Annotated in this window: 17 protein-coding genes; 6 read left to right on the top strand and 11 right to left on the bottom strand. The window is 71.6% G+C overall.

Annotated elements, in window-relative coordinates:
- Positions 1-247 precede the first annotated feature (247 nt).
- Positions 248-2,701 carry a DNA topoisomerase (ATP-hydrolyzing) subunit A gene (locus tag ACGF2Y_RS23040; protein WP_392950510.1) on the top strand — a complete coding sequence of 818 codons (2,454 nt, stop codon included), beginning with the start codon at positions 248-250 and terminating at the stop codon, positions 2,699-2,701.
- Between the two features lie 40 nt (positions 2,702-2,741).
- Here ACGF2Y_RS23040 and ACGF2Y_RS23045 read toward each other — a convergent pair whose 3' ends face one another.
- On the bottom strand, positions 2,742-3,911 hold the full coding sequence (locus ACGF2Y_RS23045) for a CobW family GTP-binding protein (RefSeq protein ID WP_392950513.1): 1,170 nt from the start codon (positions 3,909-3,911) through the stop codon (positions 2,742-2,744).
- 22 nt (positions 3,912-3,933) lie between these two features.
- The gene (locus tag ACGF2Y_RS23050; RefSeq protein WP_392950515.1) at positions 3,934-5,079 is read right to left on the bottom strand and encodes a citrate synthase; all 1,146 of its coding nucleotides are present in this window, start codon (positions 5,077-5,079) and stop codon (positions 3,934-3,936) included.
- 139 nt (positions 5,080-5,218) lie between these two features.
- Here ACGF2Y_RS23050 and ACGF2Y_RS23055 point away from each other — a divergent pair, with 139 nt between their 5' ends.
- From ACGF2Y_RS23055 to ACGF2Y_RS23065, 3 genes are all read left to right on the top strand, one after another.
- Complete coding sequence (locus ACGF2Y_RS23055; protein WP_392950518.1) at positions 5,219-6,472, top strand: citrate/2-methylcitrate synthase; 1,254 nt, start codon at positions 5,219-5,221, stop codon at positions 6,470-6,472.
- A gap of 105 nt (positions 6,473-6,577) precedes the next feature.
- Positions 6,578-8,284, top strand: a complete 1,707-nt coding sequence (locus ACGF2Y_RS23060; protein ID WP_392950521.1) for an ATP-binding protein — start codon at positions 6,578-6,580, stop codon at positions 8,282-8,284.
- Complete coding sequence (locus tag ACGF2Y_RS23065) at positions 8,281-8,955, top strand: response regulator (RefSeq protein ID WP_392950524.1); 675 nt, start codon at positions 8,281-8,283, stop codon at positions 8,953-8,955. The genes ACGF2Y_RS23060 and ACGF2Y_RS23065 overlap by 4 nt, the downstream gene beginning before the upstream one ends.
- Positions 8,956-9,023: 68 nt before the next feature.
- Here the strand turns inward: ACGF2Y_RS23065 and ACGF2Y_RS23070 are convergent, their stop codons facing one another.
- From ACGF2Y_RS23070 to ACGF2Y_RS23080, 3 genes are all read right to left on the bottom strand, one after another.
- Entirely contained in the window at positions 9,024-10,616 is a 1,593-nt protein-coding gene (locus ACGF2Y_RS23070) for a cation acetate symporter (protein ID WP_392950527.1), read from the bottom strand.
- On the bottom strand, positions 10,613-11,128 hold the full coding sequence (locus ACGF2Y_RS23075) for a DUF485 domain-containing protein (RefSeq protein ID WP_392950690.1): 516 nt from the start codon (positions 11,126-11,128) through the stop codon (positions 10,613-10,615). The genes ACGF2Y_RS23070 and ACGF2Y_RS23075 overlap by 4 nt, the downstream gene beginning before the upstream one ends.
- 248 nt (positions 11,129-11,376) lie before the next feature.
- Entirely contained in the window at positions 11,377-13,503 is a 2,127-nt protein-coding gene (locus ACGF2Y_RS23080; protein ID WP_392950530.1) for a type IIA DNA topoisomerase subunit B, read from the bottom strand.
- Positions 13,504-13,949: 446 nt separating this feature from the next.
- Between ACGF2Y_RS23080 and ACGF2Y_RS23085 the strand changes: the two genes are divergently transcribed.
- Positions 13,950-14,186, top strand: coding sequence for a hypothetical protein (locus ACGF2Y_RS23085; RefSeq protein ID WP_030577209.1), 237 nt, complete (start codon positions 13,950-13,952; stop codon positions 14,184-14,186).
- 190 nt (positions 14,187-14,376) lie between these two features.
- Here the strand turns inward: ACGF2Y_RS23085 and ACGF2Y_RS23090 are convergent, their stop codons facing one another.
- The 6 genes from ACGF2Y_RS23090 to ACGF2Y_RS23115 all read right to left on the bottom strand — a co-directional run bounded on the left by ACGF2Y_RS23090 (position 14,377) and on the right by ACGF2Y_RS23115 (position 22,725).
- Positions 14,377-15,207, bottom strand: a complete 831-nt coding sequence (locus tag ACGF2Y_RS23090) for a S1 family peptidase (RefSeq protein WP_392950533.1) — start codon at positions 15,205-15,207, stop codon at positions 14,377-14,379.
- Between the two features lie 135 nt (positions 15,208-15,342).
- Positions 15,343-16,890, bottom strand: coding sequence for an RNA polymerase sigma factor (locus ACGF2Y_RS23095; RefSeq protein ID WP_392950536.1), 1,548 nt, complete (start codon positions 16,888-16,890; stop codon positions 15,343-15,345).
- 323 nt (positions 16,891-17,213) lie between these two features.
- On the bottom strand, positions 17,214-18,080 hold the full coding sequence (locus ACGF2Y_RS23100; protein ID WP_392950693.1) for a FadR/GntR family transcriptional regulator: 867 nt from the start codon (positions 18,078-18,080) through the stop codon (positions 17,214-17,216).
- 181 nt (positions 18,081-18,261) lie between these two features.
- Positions 18,262-19,998 (bottom strand): ATP-binding cassette domain-containing protein, encoded by a 1,737-nt coding sequence (locus tag ACGF2Y_RS23105; RefSeq protein ID WP_392950539.1) that lies wholly within the window; start codon positions 19,996-19,998, stop codon positions 18,262-18,264.
- 145 nt (positions 19,999-20,143) lie between these two features.
- Entirely contained in the window at positions 20,144-20,902 is a 759-nt protein-coding gene (locus ACGF2Y_RS23110) for an NUDIX domain-containing protein (protein ID WP_392950542.1), read from the bottom strand.
- Positions 20,903-21,345: 443 nt separating this feature from the next.
- Positions 21,346-22,725: a DUF4192 domain-containing protein gene (locus ACGF2Y_RS23115; RefSeq protein ID WP_392950544.1), complete on the bottom strand. Its 1,380-nt coding sequence runs from the start codon at positions 22,723-22,725 to the stop codon at positions 21,346-21,348.
- A 111-nt stretch (positions 22,726-22,836) separates the two neighbouring features.
- Here ACGF2Y_RS23115 and ACGF2Y_RS23120 point away from each other — a divergent pair, with 111 nt between their 5' ends.
- The gene (locus ACGF2Y_RS23120; RefSeq protein ID WP_392950546.1) at positions 22,837-25,008 is read left to right on the top strand and encodes a RecQ family ATP-dependent DNA helicase; all 2,172 of its coding nucleotides are present in this window, start codon (positions 22,837-22,839) and stop codon (positions 25,006-25,008) included.
- Positions 25,009-25,183: the final 175 nt, after the last annotated feature.

Below are 25,183 nucleotides of genomic sequence, written 5' to 3' on the forward strand. Positions count from 1 at the left end.
ACTGGACTTCCTGCCAGACCTGCCACTCTAAGCAAGCGCACCGGCTGCTGGCGAAGTTCCCGTTCCGCTGAAGTTCCGTCGATGGTGTCGCGGACGCCGCCGCGGGTGCGCCGCCCCGACCCGCTTCGGACGGGTCGAGGTCGGCGTTGTCAGTGCGGCGGTCCACAATGGACCGCGTCACTAGCTCGTGTCGTACCGAACAAGCTCAGGTTGTCCGAACAGAATCTGTGAAGGAGTCGCAGCCGCGATGGCCCGCCGTAGCACGAAGACCCCGCCGCCGGACGACTTCGAGGAGAAGATCCTCGACATCGACGTCGTCGACGAAATGCAGGGCTCCTTCCTCGAGTACGCGTACTCGGTGATCTACTCCAGGGCCCTGCCCGACGCCCGCGACGGCATGAAGCCGGTGCACCGCCGCATCGTGTCCCAGATGAACGAGATGGGACTGCGTCCCGACCGCGGCTATGTGAAGTGCGCCCGCGTCGTCGGCGAGGTGATGGGCAAGCTGCACCCGCACGGCGACGCCTCGATCTACGACGCCCTGGTGCGCATGGCCCAGCCGTTCTCGATGCGGCTGCCCCTGGTCGACGGCCACGGCAACTTCGGTTCCCTCGGCAACGACGACCCGCCGGCCGCCATGCGGTACACCGAGTGCCGGATGGCCGACGCCACCTCGCTGATGACCGAGGCGATCGACGAGGACACCGTCGACTTCCAGTCGAACTACGACGGTCAGGAGCGCGAGCCGGTCGTCCTCCCCGCCGCCTACCCCAACCTCCTGGTCAACGGGGTCTCCGGGATCGCCGTGGGCATGGCCACCAACATGCCCCCGCACAATCTGGGCGAGGTCATCGCCGCCGCCCGGCACCTGATCAGGCACCCGGGCGCCGACGTCGAGACGCTGATGCGCTTCGTGCCCGGCCCCGACCTGCCCACCGGCGGCCGCATCGTCGGGCTGGGCGGCATCAAGGACGCGTACGCGGCGGGCCGGGGGACGTTCAAGATCCGCGCCACCGTCTCCGTGGAGAACGTGACGGCCCGTCGCAAGGGCCTCGTCGTCACCGAGCTGCCCTTCACCGTCGGTCCGGAGAAGGTGATCGCCAAGATCAAGGACCTGGTCTCGGCGAAGAAGCTCCAGGGCATCGCGGACGTCAAGGACCTCACCGACCGGGCGCACGGACTGCGTCTGGTCATCGAGGTGAAGAACGGCTTCGTGCCGGAAGCGGTGCTGGAGCAGCTCTACAAGCTGACGCCGATGGAGGAGTCCTTCGGCATCAACAACGTGGCGCTGGTCGACGGCCAGCCGCTCACCCTGGGCCTCAAGGAGCTGCTGGAGGTCTACCTCGACCACCGCTTCGAGGTGGTGCGTCGGCGCAGCGAGTTCCGCCGCACCAAGCGCCGCGACCGGCTGCACCTGGTCGAGGGCCTGATCGTCGCCCTGCTCGACATCGACGAGGTCATCCGGATCATCCGGGACAGCGACAACTCCGCGCAGGCGAAGGAGCGCCTGATGGCGCACTTCTCGCTGAGCGAGATCCAGACGCAGTACATCCTGGACACCCCGCTGCGCCGGCTCACCCGTTTCGACCGGATCGAGCTGGAGAGCGAGCGGGACAGGCTCACCGGCGAGATCGACGCGCTGACCGCGATCCTGGAGTCGGACGCGGAGCTGCGCAAGCTGGTCTCCTCGGAGCTGGCCGCCGTGGCGAAGAAGTTCGGCACGGACCGGCGCACGGTGCTGCTGGAGTCGGCCGGTTCGCAGATCGCGTCCGTGCCGCTGGAGGTGGCGGACGACCCGTGCCGGGTGCTGCTCTCCTCGACGGGCCTGCTGGCCCGCACGGCGAACGCGGAGCCGGTCGAGATCTCCGAGGACGCCCGGCGGACCAAGCACGACGTGATCGTGTCGGCGGTGGCGGCGACGGCGCGCGGCGATGTCGGGGCGGTGACCTCCACGGGCCGGCTGCTGCGGCTCTCGGTGATCGACCTGCCGCAGCTGCCGGACACGCACGCGGAGCCGAATCTCTCCGGCGGGGCACAGATCTCCGAGTTCCTCAGTCTGGAGGCGGACGAGGAGCTGATCTGCCTCACCACCCTGGACGAGTCCTCGCCGGGCCTCGCGATCGGCACCCTTCAGGGCGTGGTGAAACGCGTCGTGCCGGACTACCCGGCCAACAAGGACGAGTTGGAGGTCATCGCCCTCAAGGACGGTGACCGCATCGTGGGCGCGGCCGAGCTGCGCACGGGCGAGGAGGACCTGGTGTTCATCACCTCCGACGCCCAGTTGCTCCGCTACCCGGCGGCCTCGGTACGCCCGCAGGGGCGGCCCGCCGGAGGCATGGCGGGCGTCAAGCTGACGGCCGGGGCCGAGGTGCTGTCGTTCACGGCGGTGGACCCGGCGGCCGAGGCGATCGTGTTCACGGTGGCCGGCTCGCACGGCACCCTGGACGACTCGGTGCTGACGTCCAAGCTCACCCCGTTCGACCAGTATCCGCGCAAGGGCCGGGCGACCGGCGGAGTGCGCTGCCAGCGGTTCCTGAAGGGCGAGGACGTCCTGGTGTTCGCCTGGGCGGGCGCCACCCCGGCACGGGCCGCCCAGAAGAACGGCACCCCGGCGAAGCTGCCGGAGCCCGACCCGAGGCGGGACGGTTCGGGCACGCCGCTGCTCGAACCGGTCGCCGTGATCGCGGGACCGCCGCTGTAGGCGGGACGCCTTCCCGTACGACGGGGAGCGGCCTGGGGGGTTACGCCTCTGCGGCCGCTTCCGGTTCGGGAGCCTGCTCCTGTACGTAGCGGAGCACGCCCCACATGGCGCGCTCGACGTCGGCGGTGCCTGTGAGGGCAGGCCCGTCCGCGCACGCAGGCCCCTCCGCATGCTCGGGCTCGACCGCGCGCTCGGGCCCGTCCGCATGCTCGGGCCCGTCCGCACGGCAGGCGGCGAGTCCGGCCAGCAGCGTCCCGGCGTCGATGCCCGCGCCGATCATGACGAGCTGGGTGAGCCGCTGTTCGCCGCGCGCCCACGGCCGGGGGACGAAGCGCAGGAAGCGGCCCACCGCGTGCAGCGCGTACGTGTTGTCCCGGTCCCCCGCGCCGAAGTCCGCGAACCCCTTGATCCGGTAGAGGCCCTCGGGCCGGGAGTCGAGGAACTCCATGAAGCGGCGTGGGTCCATGGGGATGTCCGAGGTGAAGCCGACGCTCTCGTACGCGGCGTGGAGGTGGTCGTGGGGCCCCTCCTGCCCGTCGCACGCCTCCTCCCGCAGCAGGTCCTCGAAGGTGAGCTGACGGGCCTTCTCCTCGTGGTCCGGCCGGAGAGCGGGATCGAAGAGCAGCTCGGGGTCGATCCGGCCGTGCACGGCACAGATCACGGCGGCGGGGCCGCTCAGCTCCGCGACCGTCGCCCGCAGCCGCTCCCGCTCGGCTTCCCCCACCCGGTCGGTCTTGTTCAGGACGACGAGGTCGGCGACGGCGAGATGGCGGTCGATCTCGGGGTGCCGCTGACGGGTACGGCCGAATTCCGCCGCGTCGACGACCTCGACGAGGCCTCCGTACAGGATGTGCGGGTTGTCGCTGGCCAGCAGCATGCGCACGAGTTCCTGGGGTTCGGCCAGCCCGCTCGCCTCGATGACGATCACGTCGAGCCGGGCGGAGGGCCGGGTCAGCGTCTCCAGGAAGGTGTCGAGTTCGCTCGCGTCGACGGCGCAGCACAGACAGCCGTTGCCCAGCGAGACCGTCGAGCCGACCTGTCCCGAGACGGTCATGGCGTCGATCTCGATTGCCCCGAAGTCGTTGACGATCACGCCGATCCGGGTGCCCGCCCGGTTGCGGAGCAGATGGTTCAGGAGCGTGGTCTTGCCGGAGCCGAGGAAGCCCGCCAGGACGACGACCGGGATCTGCGGGGTACGGGGCGGGGTCAACGGGAGCCTTCCTGGGGCGTCGTCAGGGTGCCGGGACCGGCTGCGGCGGGGGTGCGCCGACGTAGCGGGCCGCCGGGCGGATGATCTTCGCGTCCTCCGCCTGTTCCAGGATATTGGCGCTCCAGCCGACCACCCGCGCCGCACAGAAGGTGGGGGTGAACATCGCGCGCGGCAGCCCGCACAGCTCCATGACCACTCCGGCGTAGAACTCCACGTTGGTGTGCAGCTCCCGGCCCGGCTTGAGCTCGGCGAGGATGGCTTCGACCTGGCGTTCCACCTCCACGGCGAAGTCGACGAGCGGGCCGCCGAAGCCGTGTGCGAGGGACTTGAGCATCCGGGAGCGCGGGTCCTCGGTGCGGTAGACGGGGTGGCCGAAGCCCATGATGCGGCGGCCGGCGAGGACCTGTTCGCGGATCCAGCCGTCGATGCGGTCCGGGGTGCCGATGGCGTCGAGGGTGTCCAGGGCCCGGCTGGGGGCTCCGCCGTGCAGCGGTCCGGAGAGGGCGCCGACCGCCGCGACCAGGCAGGCGGCCAGGTCGGCTCCGGTGGAGGCGACGACCCGGGCGGTGAAGGTGGAGGCGTTGAAGCCGTGGTCGACGGTCGAGATGAGGTACTGCTCGACAGCCCTGGCGTGTTCCGGCTCCGGCTCGGACCCGGTCAGCATGTACAGGTAGTTCGCGGCGTGCGGCAGATCCGCGCGGGGTTCGACCGGCTGAAGCCCCTGGCCCAGGCGGTGGAGGGCGGTCAGGATCGTGGGGACGGCCGCGCAGGCGGCGAGCGCGTCCTCGCGTCGGCGGTCGGCCCCGATGTCGTAGACCGGGCGGAAGCCGGCCGAGGCGCCCAGCAGGGACAGCGCGGTGCGGAGTCCGGCGAGCGGGCCGGAGACGGCGCCGGCGCGGGCGATCGCGGGCAGCGCCTCGCGTACCTCCGCGGGCAGGGTGCGCAGTGCGGCGGTGCGGGCGGCGAAGTCGGCGGCAGCCGTCCGGTCGGGCAGTTCGCCGTGGACCATCAGGTACCAGACGTCCTCGAAGCCGCGGGTCTCCGCGAGCTCGATCGCCGAGTACTGGCGGTAGTGGTAGAAGCCCTCGCGGCCGCGCACGTCGCCGAGGGCGGTGTCGGTGACGACGACACCGGCGAGACCGCGGGGGACGGCAGGGGTGGTGGTCATGGCTGTTCTCTTTCCGACGCATGGAACATTGATTCGACTGTCTATGATTGACTTGAATTCTGTCAACGTTGATTGAATCAATGTAAAGAGCGAGATCCTTGGACTCCCTCATGGATTCAGGATGGATACGGTGGTCCGCATGACCGATCAATCAGCGCCCGGCGAGCAGGCGGCGCCCCGGCTCACCACGCGGGAGGCCGCCGCGTTGCTGGGCGTGAAGCCGGAGACGGTGTACGCCTACGTCAGCCGGGGGCAGCTGAGCAGCGCGCGGGCCACCGGAGGGCGGGGCAGCACGTTCGACGCCGACGAGGTCCGGGCGCTGGCCCGGCGCTCGGGACGGCGGGATCCCTCCCCGGCCGTGGGCGACCTCGCCTTCCGTACGGGCATCACGCTCATCGAGGGCGACCGCTGTTTCTTCCGCGGGGTCGACGCGGCGGAGCTGGCCCGGCGGTACAGCTACGAGGAGGTCGCCGAGTGGCTGTGGACGGGTGAGCTGCGACGCGGCGCCCGGTTCACCGCGTCCGCCGGAACCCTCGCGGCGGCCCGCCGGACGGTCGGCGCGCTGCCCGCGCACAGTGGGTCGACGGACCGGCTGCGGGTGGCGGTGACCGCTGCGGCGGCCACGGATCCGCTGCGGTTCGACCTGTCGCCCCAGGCGGTGCTGAGCAGCGCCCGGGGCCTGATCCCGACGCTGGTGGGCGCCCTGCCGGTGCTGGGCGGCCCGGAGGCCGAAGGGGGTTCCCTGGCGCGGGGGCTGTGGTCACGGCTCACCGCGGAGCCGGCCGACGCCCCTTCCCTCGCCGTGCTGGACGCGGCGCTGGCCCTCCTGATCGACCACGACCTGGCGGCCTCCACCCTGGCCGCCCGGGTCGCCGCCTCCGCGCGGGCCCACCCGTACGCCGTGGTCTCGGCGGGTCTCGGCGTGCTGGAGGGGCCGCTGCACGGCGCGGCGAGCGGTCTGGCGCACCGGATGCTCCGGGAGGCGGTGGACCGGGGCAGCGCGGTCCCCGTGGTCGCCGATCATCTGCGGACCGGGCGGCGGGTGCCGGGGCTGGGCCACCGGCTGTACCGGGGCGAGGACCCCCGGGCGACGGCGTTGTTCGCGCTGCTGGAGGACGTGCCGCAGGCGGCCGGGGCGCTGGCGGCGGCCCGCGAGGTGGTCGACACGACGGCGCGGCACGCTCCGCTGCACGCCAACGTCGACCTGGCCCTGGCCGTTCTGTCCGTCTCCCGGGGGATGCCGGCGGACGCGGGCGAGACCGTGTTCGCGGTGTCCCGCACCGCGGGCTGGATCGCCCACGCGCTGGAGGAGTACGGGGAGCGCCCGCTCCGCATCCGCCCCAGCGGGCAGTACACGGGCCCCCGGCCGCCGCAGCCACTGCCCGGCGCCTAGACGACCGTCGCGTCACCGACGACCGTGCACGGCGACGCACGGCGACGCACGGCGACGCACGGCCGAGATTTCCGCCCCGGCCGCCCGGCCCTTACCGTTCGTACGATGAACGCCCCACGGACCCCCGGGAGCGGACCGCGCCGGTTCGGCTGGCCCCAACGGGTCTTCTCCCAGGTCCTGCTGATGCAGCTGGCCATCATCACCGGCGTGATCGTCCTGGTCACCGGTCTGTTCCTGGCGCCGCTCAGCACCCAGCTGGACGATCAGGCGATGCGCCGCGCCCTGGCCATCGCCCAGAGCACCGCCGCCCAGCCGGGGATCGTGAAGGACCTGAGCACCACGGACCCGTCCGGCCGGGGGCCGGTCCAGTCGGCCGCCGAGCGGGTCAGGCGGGCGACCGGAGCGGAGTACGTCGTCGTCATGGACCGGCGCGGGGTGCGCTGGTCGCACCCCGCGGTCCGCCGGATCGGCGAGGTCGTCTCCACCGACCCCGGTGCGGCGCTGCGCGGCCGCGAGGTGATGGAGATCGACAGCGGGACCCTCGGCCGCTCGGCGCGGGGCAAGGTGCCGCTGTTCGGCTCCTCCGGCGAGGTGGTCGGCGCGGTCTCGGTCGGGATCGAGTACGACAGCGTCCGCGCCCGTCTCCTCGGGGCGATCCCGGGACTGCTCGCGTACGCGGGCGGAGCCCTGGCCGTCGGGGCGCTCGCCGCGTACCTGATCGCCCGCCGGCTGCAACGGCAGACCCACGACCTGGCGTTCTCCGACATCTCCGCGCTGCTGACCGAACGCGAGGCCATGCTGCACGGCATCCGCGAAGGGGTCGTCGCCCTCGACGGGGCCGGACGCGTCCGGCTGCTGAACGACGAGGCGCAGCGGCTGCTGGGCCTCGGTCCTGAGGCGGCGGGCCGACCGCTGGAGGAGGTGCTGGGCGACGGCCGGACCGCGGACGTGCTGGCCGGTCGGGTGGTCGGCGACGACCTGCTGGCGGTACGGGGCAGCCGGGTGCTGCTGGCCAACCGGATGCCCACGGACGACGGCGGGGCCGTGGTGACCCTGCGCGACCGGACCGAGCTGGAGCACCTGGGCCGGGAACTCGACTCCACCACGGGGCTGATCGACGCCCTGCGCGCCCAGGACCACGAGCACGCGAACCGGCTGCACACCCTGCTGGGGCTGTTGGAGCTGGAGATGCACGAGGACGCGATGGAGTTCATCACGGAGGTGGTGGGCGTCCACCGGGCGACGGCCGAGCAGGTCACCGAGAAGGTCCAGGACCCGCTGCTGGCAGCCCTCCTCGTCGGCAAGGCGACGGTCGCCGCCGAGCGCGGCGTCTCACTGCGGCTGACTCCCGGCACGCTGCTGCCGGACCGGGTGGTCGATCCCCGGGGCCTGGTCACCGTGGTGGGCAACCTCGTCGACAACGCCACGGACGCGGCGACCGGGTCGGACGGAGCTCGGATCGAGGTCGGGCTGTGCGCGGAGAGCCGTACGGTGATCCTGGAGGTACGCGACAGCGGCCCCGGCGTCCCCCGGGAGCAGCGCGCGTCGATCTTCACGGAGGGCTGGTCCACCAAGGACGTCCCGGCGCACGGCAGGCGCGGCCTCGGGCTCGCTCTCGTACGGAGGCTCGCGGAGCGCCAGGGAGGCAGGGTGACGGTCTCCGGGGCGGACGGGGGCGGCGCGGTGTTCACGGTCGTCCTGCCGGAGGCGCTGGCCGAGCCCGTTCCGGGGGCCTCGGCCGGCCCCGCCACGGTTTCCCCCGACGGCCCGCCGCCCCCCACGCGTACGGCCACGACGGGAGAGCAGCGGTGATCCAGGTCCTGATCGTGGACGACGACGTGCGGGTGGCGCGGATCAACGCCGCGTACGTCACCAAGGTCCCCGGATTCCGGGTGGCCGCGCAGGCCCACTCGGCGGCCGAGGCGCTGGCGACGGTCGAGGAGGTCGCGGTGGACCTGATCCTGCTGGACCACTACCTGCCGGACCGCAACGGCCTCGCCGTCGTACGGGAACTGCGCCGCCTCGGCCGTCAGGTCGACGTGATCATGGTGACGGCCGCCCGGGACGTCGCGACCGTGCAGGACGCGATGCGGCACGGCGCGCTCCAGTACCTGGTGAAGCCGTTCACGTACGCGGGCCTGCGCTCGAAGCTGGCGGCGTACGCGGCCCTGCGGCAGGCGCTCGACGGGGGCGGGGAGGCCGAGCAGGCGGAGGTGGACCGGCTCTTCGGCGCGCTGTGGGCGGTGGGCGAGCCGGCCCTCCCCAAGGGCCACTCCCCCACCACCGCCGAGCTCGTCCGGCGGGCCCTGCGCGGCGCCGAGGGCCCGCTCTCCGCCCAGGAGATCGCGGACAGCGCGGGGATGAGCCGGCAGACGGCCCAGCGCTATCTGAAGCTGCTGGAGCGCACCGGCAAGGTCCGGCTGACACTGCGGTACGGGGAGACGGGCCGCCCGGAACACCGCTACGCCTGGGCGGCCGGCTGAGCCGCCCACAGGCCCGTACGGCGTGACGCCTGGACGCACAGAGGACCCGGCCCTCCCAGGAGCCCGCTCTACGCTGCCCCGGCCCCCGTCAGCGCCCGGACTTCGGCCTCGGCGTGCTTGGCCTCGTCGGGCTTCTCGGGCGAGGTGACCGTACCGATCCAGCCGGCCAGGAAGCCGAGCGGGATGGAGACCAGGCCCGGGTTCTCCAGCGGGAAGAGCTGGAAGTCGACGCCGGGGAACAGGGACGTGGGGCTGCCCGAGACGACGGGCGAGACCAGCACCAGCAGGACCGCCGGGATCAGCCCGCCGTAGACCGCCCAGACCGCGCCCCGGGTGGTGAAGCCGCGCCAGAACAGCGAGTAGAGCAGGGCCGGGAGGTTCGCCGACGCGGCCACGGCGAACGCGAGGCCCACCAGGAACGCGACGTTGAGGTCCTGGGCCAGCAGTCCGAGGCCGATCGCGACCACGCCGATCCCCGCGGCGGCGATACGCGCCACGGCGACCTCGCCGTACTTCTTGCGCCCGGGGCGGCGGAGCGAGGCGTAGAGGTCGTGGGCGACGGACGCGGACGAGGCGAGCGTGATGCCCGCGACGACGGCCAGGATGGTGGCGAAGGCGATGGCGGCGACCACGGCGAAGAGAATCGTTCCGCCGGTGGACCCTTCACCGCCGCCGAGCTGGAGGGCCAGCAGCGGGACCGCGGTGTTGCCCGCCGCGTTCGAGGCGCGGACCTCGGCGGAGCCGACGAGAGCGGCGGCGCCGAACCCGAGCACGATCGTCATCAGGTAGAAGCTGCCGATCAGGCCGACGGACCAGACGACGGACCGGCGCGCGGCGCGGGCGGTGGGCACGGTGTAGAAGCGCGACAGGATGTGCGGGAGCCCCGCCGTGCCGAGGACGAGGGCGACTCCCAGGCTGATGAAGTCGAAGCGTGAGGTCCAGTCCCCGCCGTAGCGGAGGCCGGGGGCGAGGAAGTCCTTGCCGTGGCCGCTGCGTTCGGCGGCGGTGTTGAGCAGGCTGTTGACGTTCCCGTGGAAATGGACCAGGACGAGCACGGTGAGCGCGACGGCCCCGGCCATCAGCAGGACGGCCTTGACGATCTGGATCCAGGTGGTGGCGCGCATCCCGCCGAACGACACGTAGATCACCATGAGCGCGCCGACCCCGACCACCGTCCAGGACCGGGCCGCGTCGCTCGTACCGCCGAGCAGCAGGGCCACGAGGCTGCCCGCACCGACCATCTGGGCCACCAGATAGAGCACGGAGACGGTGACGGACGAGGTGCCGAGCGCGGTGCGCACCGGGCGCTCCGCCATCCGTGCGGCGACCACGTCGGCCAGGGTGAACCGGCCGCAGTTGCGGACGAGTTCGGCGACGAACAGCAGGACGACCAGCCAGGCGACGAGGAAGCCGACCGAGTAGAGCATGCCGTCGTAGCCGAAGAGGGCGATCAGCCCGGAGATCCCGAGGAAGGAGGCCGCCGACATGTAGTCGCCGGCGATGGCGAATCCGTTCTCCATGGGCGAGAACAGGCGTCCGCCGGCGTAGAACTCCTCGGCGGAGCCCTGCCGGTTGCGGCCGACCCAGGTGGTGATGAAGAGCGTCACCGCGATGAACGCGCTGAACAGCAGCAGGGCGAGTGTCTGGTGATCGCCTCTCAACGTCCGAGCCCTCTCGTCATCTCCTGGCCCAGGCCTCTCGACATCTCCGGGCCCAGCCCTCTGGTCGTCTCCTGGCCCAGGCCCCGCGTCATCTCCTGGGTGTCCCAGCGCAGATCGAGCGCGGCCCGGTCCCGGCGCAGCCGCGCGTGCCGTGCGTACGCCCAGGTGAGCAGGAACGTGGTGAGGAACTGGCCGAGCCCCGCCGTCATCGCGACGTTGACCGCGCCGGCGACCGGGCGGGCCATCAGCTCGGGCGCGGTGGTCGCGGCGACGACGTAGGCGAGATACCAGAGGAGGAAGGCGAGGGCGGCGGGGACCACGAAGCGGCGGTAGCGGCGGCGCACCTCGCGGAAGGCGGCGCTGCGGTGCACTTCCAGATAGATGTCGGCCGCGCTGGGCTCGGGATCCGGTCCCGCCGCACCGGACGCGCCGGGGCCGGCGACGCCTCCCGTCCCGTCCCGGTCGCCCCAGCCGACGGCCGGCGCACCGTCCCACGGGTCGTCGACCCGCACTCCCGCGGTCTCCGGCCCTGCTTCCTTCTCCACCGAACAGCTCCCCTGATCCGCGGACCTTTTCGGCCGCACGGCCAACCATGGGCGGTTCGGGAAGATCCCGGGCGCGTCATCCGCCCGACTTCACCCCTTCAGGTGACAGAAGTCCCGGACGGCTGCACGAACCGGGGAACCGTACGCGGCCCCCGCTCCGATCGGGCGGAACGCTGTTGGCGGGACGGCAGCGGGGACCGGGCGGGCATACGGGATCAGGCGTCGATGCGCGAACGGTCCAGGGTGGCCGCGGAGCTGGTGATGAACTCCTTGCGGGGCGCGACCTCGTTGCCCATCAGCAGGTCGAAGACCTGCTCGGAGGATTCCAGGTCGCCGATGTTGATGCGCCGCAGCGTGCGGTGGCGCGGGTCCATCGTCGTCTCCGCCAGCTGATCGGCGTCCATCTCGCCCAGGCCCTTGTAGCGCTGGATCGATTCCTTGATCCGGACGTTCTTGCGCTGGAACTCCAGGAGGGTCTGGCGCAGCTCGCTGTCGGAGTAGGTGTAGACGTACTTGTCCTGCCCCTTCTTGGGCTGGACCAGCTCGATCCGGTGCAGCGGCGGGACCGCGGCGAAGACCCGCCCCGCCTCGACCATCGGGCGCATGTAGCGCTGGAAGAGGGTCAGCAGCAGGCAGCGGATGTGGGCGCCGTCGACATCGGCGTCCACCAGCAGGACGATCTTCCCGTAGCGCGCGGCGTCGATGTCGAAGGTCCGCCCGGACCCTGCTCCTATGACCTGGATGATCGCGCCGCACTCGGCGTTCTTCAGCATGTCCGAGACGGACGACTTCTGTACGTTGAGGATCTTTCCGCGGATCGGCAGCAGCGCCTGGAACTCACTGTTCCGGGCCAGCTTGGCCGTGCCGAGCGCCGAGTCGCCCTCCACGATGAACAGCTCGCTGCGCTCGACGTCGTCGCTGCGGCAGTCGGCGAGCTTGGCGGGCAGCGAGGAGGACTCCAGCGCGGTCTTGCGGCGCTGGGCGTCCTTGTGCTGGCGGGCCGCGATCCGGGTGCGGGCGGCGGCCACGGCCTTCTCCAGCACCGCCCTGGCCTGGGCCTTGGCGTCCCGCTTCGTCGAGGTCAGGAACGCCTTGAGCTCCTTGGAGACCACGTTGGCGACGATCCGGTTGGCCGCCGAGGTGCCGAGCACCTCCTTGGTCTGCCCCTCGAACTGCGGCTCGGCGAGCCGTACGGTGACAACGGCCGTGAGCCCTTCGAGGGCGTCGTCCTTGACGACGTCGTCCTCGGCGACCCGCAGCATCTTGGCGGAGCGCAGCGCCTCGTTCACCGTCTTGGTCAGGGAGCGCTCGAATCCGCTGACATGGGTGCCGCCCTTGGGGGTGGCGATGATGTTGACGAACGACCGTACGGTCGTGTCGTAGCCGGTGCCCCAGCGCAGGGCGATGTCGACGGCCAGCTCGCGGGTGACCTCGGTGGCGGTCATGTGGCCGCGGTCGTCCAGGACGGGGACGGTCTCCTTGAAGGTGCCCGTGCCGGTCAGCCGCTGGACGTCGCAGACGGCCTTGTCCTGGGCGAGGTACTCGCAGAACTCGCTGATGCCGCCGTCGAAGCGGAACGTCTCCTCGGTCTTGCCCTCGCCGTCCAGCCCGCGCTCGTCGCGGACGATGATCGTGAGGCCGGGGACGAGGAAGGCCGTCTGCCGGGCGCGCTGGTAGAGCGTGTCCAGATTGAGCTTGGCGTCCTTGAGGAAGATCTGGCGGTCCGCCCAGTACCGCACCCGGGTACCGGTACGGGTCTTGGGGACGCGCTTGCCCTTGCGCAGTCCGTTGGCCGGGTCGAACGGGCTGTCCGGGCCCTGCTCGGTGAACATGCCGGGGACACCGCGCCGGAAGCTGATGGAGTGGGTCGCGCTGCTCCGGTCGACCTCGACGTCCAGGCGGGCGGAGAGGGCGTTGACCACGGACGCGCCGACACCGTGGAGGCCGCCCGAGGCCGCGTAGGAGCCGCCGCCGAACTTGCCCCCGGCATGCAGCTTGGTCATGACGACCTCGATGCCGGAGAGGCCGGTCTTGGGTTCGACGTCGACCGGGATGCCGCGGCCGTTGTCCCGGACCTCGACGGAGGAGTCGTCGTGGAGGATGACCTCGATCTGGTCGCAGTGGCCGCCGAGGGCTTCGTCGACGGAGTTGTCGATGATCTCCCAGAGGCAGTGCATCAGGCCACGGCTGTCGGTGGACCCGATGTACATCCCGGGACGCTTGCGGACCGCCTCAAGGCCTTCGAGGACGAGCAGGTGCCGCGCGGTGTAGTTGGAGCTGTCCCGGTCGCCGCCTGCTCCGGTCAGCATCGCGGTGGACGGCACGGACGTTTCGGCGGTCACGCGGTTCGCTCCTCGCTGAATTTCATCTGGGGCCCCCGTGGGTACAGGGCTGGGCTTCGGTTGCCGCTGAGAGCCTACAGAGGCCTGGTAGAGCGGTTGTAACGCCACCCTCGGGGAATCCTCATGCTAGTCGAGCTTCATCCGGGCTCGTATGGATGTTCGATCATTCGTTGGAGTGACGTGCACATCACGTTCCCTTCGACGCATGAACCATTTAGGCTCCGGGCACGTCCTCATGAACAAACCGGCAAGCCGGCCGGCGGGACCCACCCCTGGACAAGCAATGCGAAACCGTAGCGCTCCACATACGGCACCTTCGCCGCCAACCGGCAACTGACAGCCACACCGAGAAGAAGTTTCGAAGAAAAGCCACGAGCGGGAACGTTTTCGGCCTGGTTGGATGTTGACCCTGGTACGACAGCTCGTCGAGCTAGAGAAGAGGCGACGTGACTACTGTTCTGACCCCCGCGAGCCCGCTGACCGCAGCAGACCGCTGTGACCGTTGCGGCGCCCAGGCATATCTGCGCGTCGTCCTGATCAGCGGCGGTGAACTGCTCTTCTGCGCCCACCATGGGCGCAAGTTCGAGCCGGAACTCAAGAAGATCGCCGCGGAAATACAGGATGAGACGGATCGGCTCACCGCCGTGCAGACGGCTGCCGCTGCCGACGAGGACCAACACTGACACCTCGCATCCACGACGAGCCAGGGGCCGGTCCAGGACCGGCCGACGGGCGGCTCCCCCACCGGGGGAGCCGCCCGTTCTCGACTGCGGCTGCGGCTGCGGCTGCGGCTGCGGCTGCGGCTGCGGCTGCGGCTGCGGGGATCATGTGCGCGCGCCGCAGGAGCGCCGTGCGCACACGGCCACGACCCGCTCAGATGCGGCCCTCGGCCCAGTCCAGGGCGGCGGAGACCCGTGTGTACACCCCGGGGCTGCCCGCGCGCCCGCAGCCGCTGCCCCAGGACACCAGGCCGATAAGCCGCCCACGGGCCACCAGCGGCCCGCCGCTGTCGCCCTGGCACGCGTCCCGGCCACCCGCCCGATCGCCCGCACAGAGCATCGCCGAGGCCTTGTACGTACCCTCCCGGCCGCCCGGGTAGGCACGCGCGCAGTCACTGTCCGGCAGGACCTGGACCCGCGCGGAGCGCAGCACGGAGGCGTACGTACCGCTTCCCGTCGTGTCGCCCCACCCGTAGACGTCCGCGGCGGTCCCGGCCCGGTAGGCGGCGTCCCCGCCCCCGGCCATCGGGATGACGCCTCCCTCCGACAGTGCGCGCGCCAGCGTCAGCACCGCGAGGTCGCCCGCGTTGGAGGCGGGGTCGTACGCCGGGTTCACCCAGATGCCCCGGACCGGGATCTCCTGGCCGCCGGAATCGCCCAGCCGCTCCCGGCCGACGATGACCAGCAGATCCTTCACCCGGTTCGCCGGTCCGCCGAGCGCCTCGTCACTCAGACAGTGGGCGGCCGTCAGGATCTTCGTGGGCGCCACGGCGACGCCGCCGCAGAACTGGCCCGAGCGCGCCCCGCCGAACCGGTCCCGGCTCGACAGCGCCACGGCCCAGGGGCTGTCCGCCACGGGGGCGGGCCGGCCGCCGACGATGATGCTGTCCGCGACCGCAGCGGAGGGCGAGGCGAGCGGCAGCACGGCCGCGGCGGCGGTCAGGGCGAGCACCCCGGTCAGGGCACGGACGAGGGGACGGGGCATGGAGGCTCCTGACGCTGAGGTGGTGACGATGCACCCAGCGTGATCCAGCCGGTCCACGTACGCACCCGAGGACACGCCGGAGGGCCCGGATCCCCTGGGGGGTTCCGGGCCCTCGGCCGGTGAATCTTCCGCGATCTAGTCGAGGTAGTCGCGCAGCACCTGGGAGCGCGACGGGTGGCGAAGCTTCGACATCGTCTTCGACTCGATCTGACGGATGCGCTCACGCGTCACGCCGTAGACCTTGCCGATCTCGTCGAGCGTCTTCGGCTGACCGTCGGTGAGACCGAAGCGCATCGAGACCACGCCGGCCTCACGCTCGGAGAGCGTGTCGAGCACCGAGTGGAGCTGCTCCTGGAGGAGCGTGAAGCTGACCGCGTCCGCCGGGACGACGGCCTCGGAGTCCTCGATCAGGTCACCGAACTCGCTGTCTCCGTCCTCACCCAGCGGGGTGTGGAGGGAGATCGGCTCGCGACCGTACTTCTGGACCTCGATGACCTTCTCGGGGGTCATGTCGAGTTCCTTGGCCAGCTCCTCCGGGGTGGGCTCGCGGCCCAGGTCCTGGAGCATCTGACGCTGCACACGCGCGAGCTTGTTGATGACCTCGACCATGTGCACCGGAATACGGATGGTGCGGGCCTGGTCGGCCATCGCGCGGGTGATCGCCTGACGGATCCACCAGGTGGCGTACGTGGAGAACTTGTAGCCCTTGGTGTAGTCGAACTTCTCGACCGCACGGATCAGACCGAGGTTGCCCTCCTGGATCAGGTCCAGGAAGAGCATGCCGCGACCGGTATAGCGCTTGGCCAGGGAGACCACCAGACGGAGGTTGGCCTCCAGGAGGTGGTTCTTGGCCCGCCGGCCGTCCTCGGCGATGATCTCCAGCTCGCGCTTGAGCTTCGGTGCGAGCTTGTCGGCGTTCGCCAGCTTGTCCTCGGCGAAGAGACCGGCCTCGATGCGCTTGGCGAGCTCGACCTCCTGCTCGGCATTGAGGAGGGGAACCTTGCCGATCTGCTTCAGGTAGTCCTTGACCGGGTCGGCGGTGGCGCCGGCGACGGCGACCTGCTGCGCAGGTGCGTCGTCCTCGTCGTCGTCGGAGAGGACGAAGCCCTTGTTCTCGCCCTCGCTCTCCTCTTCCTCGCCCTTGCCGGCCTTGACTTCCTCGACAGCCTCGTCACCGTCGAGGAGCTCGTCGTCCTGCTTGCCGGACTTCTTCGCCGCTGTCTTCTTGGCCGCCGTCTTCTTCGCGGCGGTCTTCTTGGCAGCGGTCTTCTTGGCTGCTGTCTTCTTGGCGGGAGCGGCCGCGACGGCGTCGTCGGCCACCGCGTCCGCACTCTCGACCGCCGGGGCGGCGGTGGCCGCGACGGTCCTGGTCACGGTGGTCTTCGCCGCGACGGTCTTGGTGGCGGTGCGCTTGACCGGGCTCTTCGCTGCGACGCTCTTGCGGGCGCGCTTCGGCGACTCCGCGGCACTGACCATCAGCGTCACACCCTCTTCCTCGAGGATCTGGTTGAGGCTGCGCAGAACGTTCTTCCACTGGGTTGGCGGAATCTGGTCAGCCTCGAAGGCCCGACGCACGTCATCGCCGGCGATCTGCCCATCAGCCTTTCCCCGCTCGATGAGCGCCATCACAGACTCGGACTCGGCGATCTCCGGCGGGAGCGTACGGGATGTGCTGGCCGACACGAACAACCTCTCGGAACGATGGAAACGGCTTCCGGCCCTGCCCTGAAGAGGGCTGGAACCGACGACCGTCGACTGGGGATGTCGTCGACGGCGCGGGTTTGGCCTCAGAACTGCACAGCGCGCCCAAGGGCTGCTGTATTCCTTCCGCGACGGTCACCTCTTAAGTCATCGCGCTGCTTCGAGGAGTGTTACGGCCAATCCGCGTGGCCCGAGTCACACCCCATTTGCGACGAACCGGACCATGGGCGTCATCCCCCCACAATTATGCCGCCGGACCCGTGCGATCCGGCGGCACCGGGCCCAGGCACCCGGCCGCGCACCGGTCAGTGCTCGCGCGGCGCGGGAACCACACGCTCGACGTCGGGATGGACGACGAGCAGTTGACGCATGGCCGTCTCGGCGGCACCGGCGTCGCCCGATGCCAGGGCGTCGGCGATGCGCGCGTGGTGGCCGAGCGAGGCTTCGCCGGGCCGGTCACAGCCGGTGACGGGACCGCCGGAGACATGGAGAGCGGCCGAGACGATGCCGGAAAGGTGTTCGAGCATCCGGTTGCCCGCGGCCTGGATGAGCAGGGCGTGGAACTCCGCGTCGGCCCGGGAGAACGTGATCGCATCCCCCTGCCCCATCGCGTGCCCCATGATCTCCACCATGTCGCCGAGCCGCTGCTGGATGTCGTCCCGGCCGTGCCCGGCCGCGAGGCGGGCCGCGAGCGGTTCGATGGTCCAGCGGAGCTCGGCCAGCTCGCGGCGCTGGTCGTCACGCTGCGGACCGAAGGCCCGCCATTCGATGATGTCGGGATCCAGCAGGTTCCAGTCGCTGACCGGGCGGACCCTCGTCCCCACATTGGGGCGCGCGCTGACCAGCCCCTTGGCTTCGAGGACGCGCAGGGATTCGCGGACGACGGTGCGGGAGACCTCGAATCGCTGGCCGATCTCCTCGGGTACGAGGGGGCGGTCCGCGCCGAGGTCTCCGGAAACGATCATCTGGCCCAGCTGCTGAACGAGTTGGCCGTGGAGGCCACGCCCCCGGCTGGCCGCTCCCCGTCGGCTCGCCCGTCCCAGCTCGGAATCGGAACCGCCCCAGGCCCGGGACGCGGCACGCTCGCCGGCCGACGCCTCCGGATAGGGATAGCGGTCGAGATCGCCCGAGCCGGCCAGGCCGGAATCGACGGTGCGGGCGGCGGTCATCATGGTGTGCGCAAGGGTACTCACGCATCCTTTGTCGGCGCGGCTCGCCCGCCCCTTGAGGTCTTTGGTGAAAAGCACACGAAAGGGTGATCGGCGTCGGCTCCGCAATTGACGCCATATGCTTATAAATCGGTCATTTCTCAGGGAGTTGCGAGCCCCCGCCCTCGACGCGGGGCGACGGCGATCACCAACGCGCCTTTCCTCGAAGGCTGGTGAACAGATACGCGCAGATCAGGGCTGACAACGACAGGGCCAGTGCCGTCCCTACGGGCTGCGCCACCACCCGCGCGACAGCCAGGATCCAGTGGTCCGCCTCCTGCGGCAGCTGCCACCCGGCCAGATCACGCAGTCGGCCCGGGAGCCCGGCGACCGATCGCGCGGACGGCGCCTCGAAGAGCTTCTGCACCAGCGGAACGACGAGCACCGGAACCGCGAGCACCGCGGCGATGCCCGCCCCGGCCACCCGGAAGACGCCGGCGGCCAGCAGCCCCGCCCAGGCGCAGCCGACCGTCAGGCCGACCCAACTCGCGGTCAACGCAACGGCATTCGAAGGGATCTCGATCAAGTCCGGTCCGTACACGAGCCGGAGGCTCTGCGCTCCGCACACCACGGAGAGGCCCGCGAGCAGCAGAGCGAAACTCGCGGTCACGGTGAGCTTGGCCAGCAGCAGCCCGAGCCGCCGGGGCACGGTGCCGCGAGCGGCGGCGAGTGCCGGATAGCGGAACTCGTCCCCGAAGGACAGTGCCCCGAGCAGGCCCGCGCCGAGCGCGGCGGGCGGGAGCGGCAGCAGGGCGGGCCAGGCGGCGAGCACGCGGGGCAGCGCGGTGCCGTCGGTGCGGGCGAGCAGGACGGACACCGCGGCCGACACCACCAGAACGGTCGCCATGATCATGGCCGTTGTCCTGACGCCGAGGGAGCGTCGCAGTTCGTACCGGAGCGGGCGCAGGGGGCCTCGTGCGGGGCGCACCCGGATCGGGGGCGGCAGCTCGGACAGGGCGGCGGCCGAGTCGCCCCGCTCCCCGCTCCCGGCTTCCGCCGGGGCGGCGGGTCCGGTGTCGCCGATCTCGTCGGCGAGCCGGTGCACGGGGACACCGTGCCGGTAGGCGGTGTCCCCGATCTCCGCGCAGTTGCTGCCGTACACCGTCAGCCGGCCGCTCGCCTCCTCGACCACCTCGACGGAGCGCTGTGCGGCTCGGGCCTCCCTGCTGACCACGGCCGCCAGCCGGGCCGCGTGCGGGGTGCGGACGGCGACCCGGGCCCGGAGCCGGGTGCGGGCGAAGTCGGCGACGTCCTGGTCGGCGACGAGACGCCCGCCGCCGATGGTGACGACGCGGTCGGCCGTGCGGGCCGCCTCCTTGGGGTCGCCGGTGGTGTGGAGGACCGTGCCGCCCTGGGCCGCGTGCGCGCGCAACAGCCCGTACAGCCAGCTGTTCTCCCGCGGGGACAGCCCCTCCCCCGGTTCGTCCAGGATCAGGGTGTGGGGGTCTCCGAGCAGCGCGCAGGCGAGGCCGAGCCGACGGTCCATACCCACCGAGAGGGTGCCCAGGCGCTGGTCCCCGAGCCCGGCGAGGCCGACGGCTTCGAGCACCTCGTCGGCCCGGGAGGCGGGCACGCCTGCGGCCGCGCAGAGCATACGGAGCTGCCCCCGGGCGGTCCGGGAGGGGTGGCCCGGTACGTCACCGAGGAGTACGCCCACTTCCCGTGCCGGGTGGGCGACGCGGTGCAGCGGCCGTCCCCGGAAATAGGCGACGCCCCGCCCGGCTTCCAGTTCGAGCATCAGGCGCAGGGCCATGGTCTTGCCCGACCGGGGGGCGCCCAGCAGTGCCGTGACACGGCCGGGCGGAGCCTCGAAGGTCAGGTCGTTCACGGCGGGCGGAGCGTCACGACGGGGGGTGCTGGTGAGTCCGATGGCCTGGAGCATCGCTTCTCTCGCGTCTCTCGCGGAAGGTGAGACCGCTCGGCTGCAGAGGGGTACCGCAGCAAGATAACGCGACATTTCCGACTTTTGGTGCAGGGGTGGGGCGACCGGCGTTCCGCGCGGCCATCACAGCGGAACGCCAGGTGACTCAGACCTCGGGTCGCAGCATCGGCGGATTGAGCACCGTGGCCGCCCCGGCCCGGAACAACTGCGCGGGCCGGCCGCCCTGCCGTGTGGTCGTCCCACCGGAAGGCACCAGGAATCCCGGCGTTCCGGTGACCTTGCGGTGGAAGTTGCGGGGATCGAGGACCACGCCCCACACCGCCTCGTACACCCGGCGCAGCTCGCCGACCGTGAATTCCGGCGGGCAGAACGCCGTGGCCAGCGAGGAGTACTCGATCTTCGAGCGGGCACGCTCCACTCCGTCGGCCAGGATCCGCGCATGGTCGAAGGCCAGCGGCGCCGTCTGCTCGCCCTCCCGCCCGGTGCCGGGGTGCAGCAGATCCTCGACCGGCGCCCAGCGCGCACTGTTGGCGTCGCCGCCCGCCCGGGGCGCGGGCAGGTCCGGCGCGAGGGCGAGGTGGGCGACGCTGACCACCCGCATCCGGGGGTCGCGGGCCGGATCTCCGTACGTGGCCAACTGCTCCAGATGTGCGCCGTTGCCCACGGCCGGTTTCGCCGGATCGTGCGCACAGAGGCCGGTTTCCTCGACGAGTTCGCGCGCCGCCGCTGACCCCAGGTCCTCGTCCATCCTGACGAATCCGCCGGGCAGCGCCCATCGGCCCTGGAACGGGGTCTCTCCGCGACGGACGACCAGCGCGCAGAGCGCGTGACGGCGCACCGTGAGCACAACCAGGTCGACGGTGACAGCGAAGGGCGGGAAGGTCGACGGGTCGTAGGGCGGCATGTCGCGATCATAGTCGTCTGCCTGACGATAAACACTCCCTTCGGCATGCTCGTGATCAGTCCGGGTTCCACGGTTTCGTGGCCGGCCCTCGAAGGCACCTTCGTGCTCGGCGGTCGAAAGGGCGGGTCCTGGACCGCCCGATGGGACATGGACGCTCCAGGAACACGACTTCGGGGGCCGTGGCCGCTTGATGCCGCCGTGGTGAATGACCATGGAGCACCCCTGATCCGTGCCGCCCCGACCGAACGCGTGCGCAGGCGCGACGGTGGGCCGTGAAGGACCGCTCGCGACGCGGGTGCGGTGCTCCCACCACGACTTCGCGGTGATGTTCAGCACCGGCCCCGGGCACGATCGGCCGACGTTTCGCCTGCGGGGTGAGTGCCCCTGCTACCCGGCCGGTCGGCCGGCGGACCGCCCTCGCCGGCCTCCGGCTCGCGACCAGGTCATCGGCGCGTCCTGGTGCCGCGTCGGCCGTACCGCCGGACCTCGCGGGGCCGCCGCCCGGCCGCTGAGGTGCGGGGACGGACCGAGCCGGGTGCCGCTTTCCCCCGCTCAGTGCCCGGGGGCCGGGGAGCGCGTCCCCGGCGCCGGCCCCCGTCGGGCAGTCGACGGACCTTGCGGGCGTGCAGCGGGGTGGCGCCCCGGTCGACGGCGGTGTCCGCCGTCGCCCCCGGCGCTCCGGCACCGGAGCCCTTCTCCTCGTCCGTGGCCTCGCGCAGACAGCGGCGCAGGGCCTCCGGGTCGAGCCCTTCGTTGCAGGCCCGATGCAGCAGCTGGGCGAACGTGTAGTCGGGATCGGCGCGCAGCGCCAGCGTCAGGGCGACCCGCGCACCCGGCTCGTCGCCCGTGGACCAGGAGACCCAGCCCGCCAGGGTGAGCGGAGCGGCGGCGTGCTCCCCGTACGGCCCGACACAGCGCCGTGCCAGCGTCCGCCACAGGCGCAGCGCCGCCTGTGCTTCCGCCCCCTCCATCCAGGCGGCGGCCTTGTCCCGGGTCTCCCGGTCCTGGAGCCCGAGGATGACGGCGGCGGCCTCGTCGGAACTGATCAACTGGTCGTCCCCGGCGTCCGAGAGCGCCGGTGGCGCGGGCTGGGACTCCTCGATGCGGTCCATGAGCGTGCGCGCCAGCCGGAGGGTCTCCGCCGCGACCTCCCGCCTGGCCCGCTCGTCGAGGAGCCTGGGCACCAGCGCCGGTCCGGCCCTGTCCAGAGCCTCCTCCTGCGTCGTCACCGCCGCCGGGGTCCGCCAGGGCTGGAGCCGCGCTTCCATGTCGCGCAGCGTGCCCCGGACGTGGACGCCCGCGTAGGTGGCGGCCGCCGCCATCACCGTGGTGCCGGGCATGGCCAGGGGATTTCCCTGGTCGGGGCAGCATCGGGGGTCGGGACAGCAGTAGGACCAGTAACGGCCGTCGGAGATGCAGAGCGCTTCGAGGACGGGAACGTCGAGCGCTCCGCATGCCGTGCGCAGGCGTTGCGCGAACGGCCTGAGCCGCTCCATGGTCAGCCGGCCGCCCGAGCCGTCCGGCGAGTCCTGGCAGAGGAAGATCACGATCGCGTCGGGCCGTCCTTCACGGCGCTCGCTCCCCGAGATCAGGCACTCCGCCAGCTGATCGGCGACCGGTCCCCATTCACCGGGCGCCTGCGGAATCCCGAGGCGGAGCCGGCCGCCGAACCGGCCCCGCCCGCCGTGCAGGGCGACCATCACGACGCTGTCGTTGGGGTAGAAGCCCATGAGATACGGGAGGGCGTCGGCGAGCTCGGCGGGGCCGCGCAGGATGATCTGCTGTTCTCCGGCCGGGCCGGTGGATTCGTGGTGCTTGTTCATGGCTTGACGGTCCCGCAACCCGCCATATCCCGCGACCCCCTGTGGATAACGTTATCCACAGGCTCGCCCCGTCGTTCGCGGTTTGTCGTAGTCATCGGGTTGCATGGGGGCATGACCAACGCAGATCGTGCAGCACTCAGGGCTTCGGCCGACTCCGTCCTCGCCCGCCTGGTGGGCGATGCCACCGGTACGGCCGTGCTGCGCGAGGACCAGTGGGTGGCCATCGAAGCGCTCGTCGCCGACAAACGCAGAGCTCTGGTCGTGCAGCGCACCGGCTGGGGCAAGTCCGCCGTCTACTTCGTGGCGACCTCGCTGCTCCGCGCGCAGGGCAGCGGGCCGACGGTGATCGTCTCGCCGCTGCTGGCGCTGATGCGCAACCAGGTCGCGGCGGCGGCGCGGGCCGGGATCAGCGCCCGCACGATCAATTCGTCCAACACGGAGGAGTGGGAGAGCGTCCAGGCCGAGGTGGCTGCGGGCGAGGTCGACGTCCTGCTGGTGAGCCCCGAGCGGCTCAACAATCCCGACTTCCGCGACCAGGTGCTGCCGAAACTGGCGGCGGCGACCGGGCTCCTGGTGGTCGATGAGGCCCACTGCATCTCCGACTGGGGGCACGACTTCCGGCCCGACTACCGGCGGCTGCGGACGATGCTCGCGGATCTGCCGACGGGGGTCCCGGTGCTCGCCACCACCGCCACGGCCAACGCCCGCGTGACGGCGGACGTCGCGGAGCAGCTGGGCACCGGCGCCGGCACCGACGCGCTGGTCCTGCGGGGGCCGCTGGACCGGGAGAGCCTGAGCCTGAGCGTGCTGCAACTGCCGGGCGCGGCACACCGGCTGGCCTGGCTGGGCGACCACCTCGGCGAGCTTCCCGGCTCCGGGATCATCTATACGCTGACCGTGGCGGCGGCCGAGGAGATCACAGCCTATCTGCGCCAGAACGGCCATCCGGTGGCCTCGTACACAGGGCGGACCGAGAACGCCGACCGGCAGCAGGCCGAGGACGATCTGCTGGCGAACCGGGTCAAGGCGCTGGTCGCCACCTCCGCACTGGGCATGGGATTCGACAAACCCGACCTCGGCTTCGTCGTTCACCTGGGCTCGCCCTCCTCCCCCATCGCCTACTACCAGCAGGTCGGGCGTGCGGGGCGCGGCGTCGAGCACGCCGAGGTGCTGCTGCTCCCCGGCAAGGAGGACGAGGCGATCTGGCAGTATTTCGCCTCCGTCGCCTTCCCTCCCGAGGAGCAGGTGCGGCGCACCCTGGACGTTCTGGCCCGCGCGGAGCGGCCGGTCTCCCTCCCGGCGCTGGAGCCCCTGGTCGATCTGCGGCGGACCCGCCTGGAGACGATGCTCAAGGTGCTGGACGTCGATGGTGCGGTGAAGCGCGTCAAGGGCGGCTGGATCTCCACGGGCGCCCCTTGGGTCTACGACGCCGAGCGCTATGCCTGGGTCGCCCGGCAGCGGGAGGCCGAACAGCAGGCCATGCGTGACTACGCCTCGACGTCGGCGTGCCGGATGGAGTTCCTGCGGCTGCGGCTCGACGACGAGGAGGCCACGTCCTGCGGACGCTGTGACAACTGCGCGGGGGCCCGCTTCGACGACAAGGTCTCCACCGCCGCCCTGGACGGGGCGCGCAACGAGCTGGGCCGGCCCGGTGTCGAGGTGGATCCCCGCAAGATGTGGCCCACCGGTCTGCCCGCGGTGGGCATCGATCTCAAGGGCCGCATCCCCGCGGGCGAGCTGTCCTTCACCGGCCGGGCGCTCGGCCGGCTCTCCGACATCGGCTGGGGCAACCGGCTGCGGCCGATGCTCGCGGCGCAGGCTTCGGACGGACCGGTGCCGGACGATGTCACGGACGCCGTGGTCACCGTGCTCACCGGCTGGGCGAAGGGGCCCGGAGGTTGGGCCTCCGGTTCACCGGACGCGACTCCCCGGCCGGTCGGCGTGGTGACCGTCGCCTCACGCCGCAGGCCGCAACTGGTCCAGTCGCTCGGCCGGCGCATCTCCCAGATCGGCCGGATGCCCCTGCTCGGTACGGTCTCCTACGCGCCCGGCGCCGAGGACGTCCGGATGTCCCAGACCAACAGCGCGCAGCGAGTGCGGGCGCTGCACGAGGCCCTGGTCGTGGAGCCGGAGCTGGCACAGGCGTTGGCGTCCACGGCCGGCCCTGTTCTGCTGGTGGACGACCTGTCGGACACCGGCTGGACCCTGGCCGTGGCCGGACGCCTGCTGCGACGGGCCGGAGCACAGGGGGTGTTTCCGCTGGTCCTCGCGGTTCAGGGGTGACAGAGGGCGTCATCCCGGGCGGGTCTGGGCAGGGATATCAGTGTCATTCCGGCCGATTCCCGTCAGCCGCAGCAATTGCTCGTTGCCGCCTGCCGGTAGGCCAGGGAGAATTGGAGCTGCCCCCGCACAGTTCCTCACCGGGCCCGGAAGGGCTGTGCCGCGGCGCGCCCTCACT

Source organism: Streptomyces sp. NPDC048142 (assembly GCF_043202835.1).
Taxonomy (GTDB): Bacteria; Actinomycetota; Actinomycetes; order Streptomycetales; family Streptomycetaceae; genus Streptomyces.

Coding starts and splice junctions, on each gene's coding strand:
- ACGF2Y_RS23040 (WP_392950510.1), top strand. CDS start 248: ATGGCCCGCCGTAGCACGAAGACCCCGCCGCCGGACGACTTCGAGGAG.
- ACGF2Y_RS23050 (WP_392950515.1), bottom strand. CDS start 5,079: ATGACCACCACCCCTGCCGTCCCCCGCGGTCTCGCCGGTGTCGTCGTC.
- ACGF2Y_RS23055 (WP_392950518.1), top strand. CDS start 5,219: ATGACCGATCAATCAGCGCCCGGCGAGCAGGCGGCGCCCCGGCTCACC.
- ACGF2Y_RS23060 (WP_392950521.1), top strand. CDS start 6,578: ATGAACGCCCCACGGACCCCCGGGAGCGGACCGCGCCGGTTCGGCTGG.
- ACGF2Y_RS23090 (WP_392950533.1), bottom strand. CDS start 15,207: ATGCCCCGTCCCCTCGTCCGTGCCCTGACCGGGGTGCTCGCCCTGACC.
- ACGF2Y_RS23100 (WP_392950693.1), bottom strand. CDS start 18,080: ATGATGACCGCCGCCCGCACCGTCGATTCCGGCCTGGCCGGCTCGGGC.
- ACGF2Y_RS23105 (WP_392950539.1), bottom strand. CDS start 19,998: ATGCTCCAGGCCATCGGACTCACCAGCACCCCCCGTCGTGACGCTCCG.
- ACGF2Y_RS23110 (WP_392950542.1), bottom strand. CDS start 20,902: ATGCCGCCCTACGACCCGTCGACCTTCCCGCCCTTCGCTGTCACCGTC.
- ACGF2Y_RS23115 (WP_392950544.1), bottom strand. CDS start 22,725: ATGAACAAGCACCACGAATCCACCGGCCCGGCCGGAGAACAGCAGATC.
- ACGF2Y_RS23120 (WP_392950546.1), top strand. CDS start 22,837: ATGACCAACGCAGATCGTGCAGCACTCAGGGCTTCGGCCGACTCCGTC.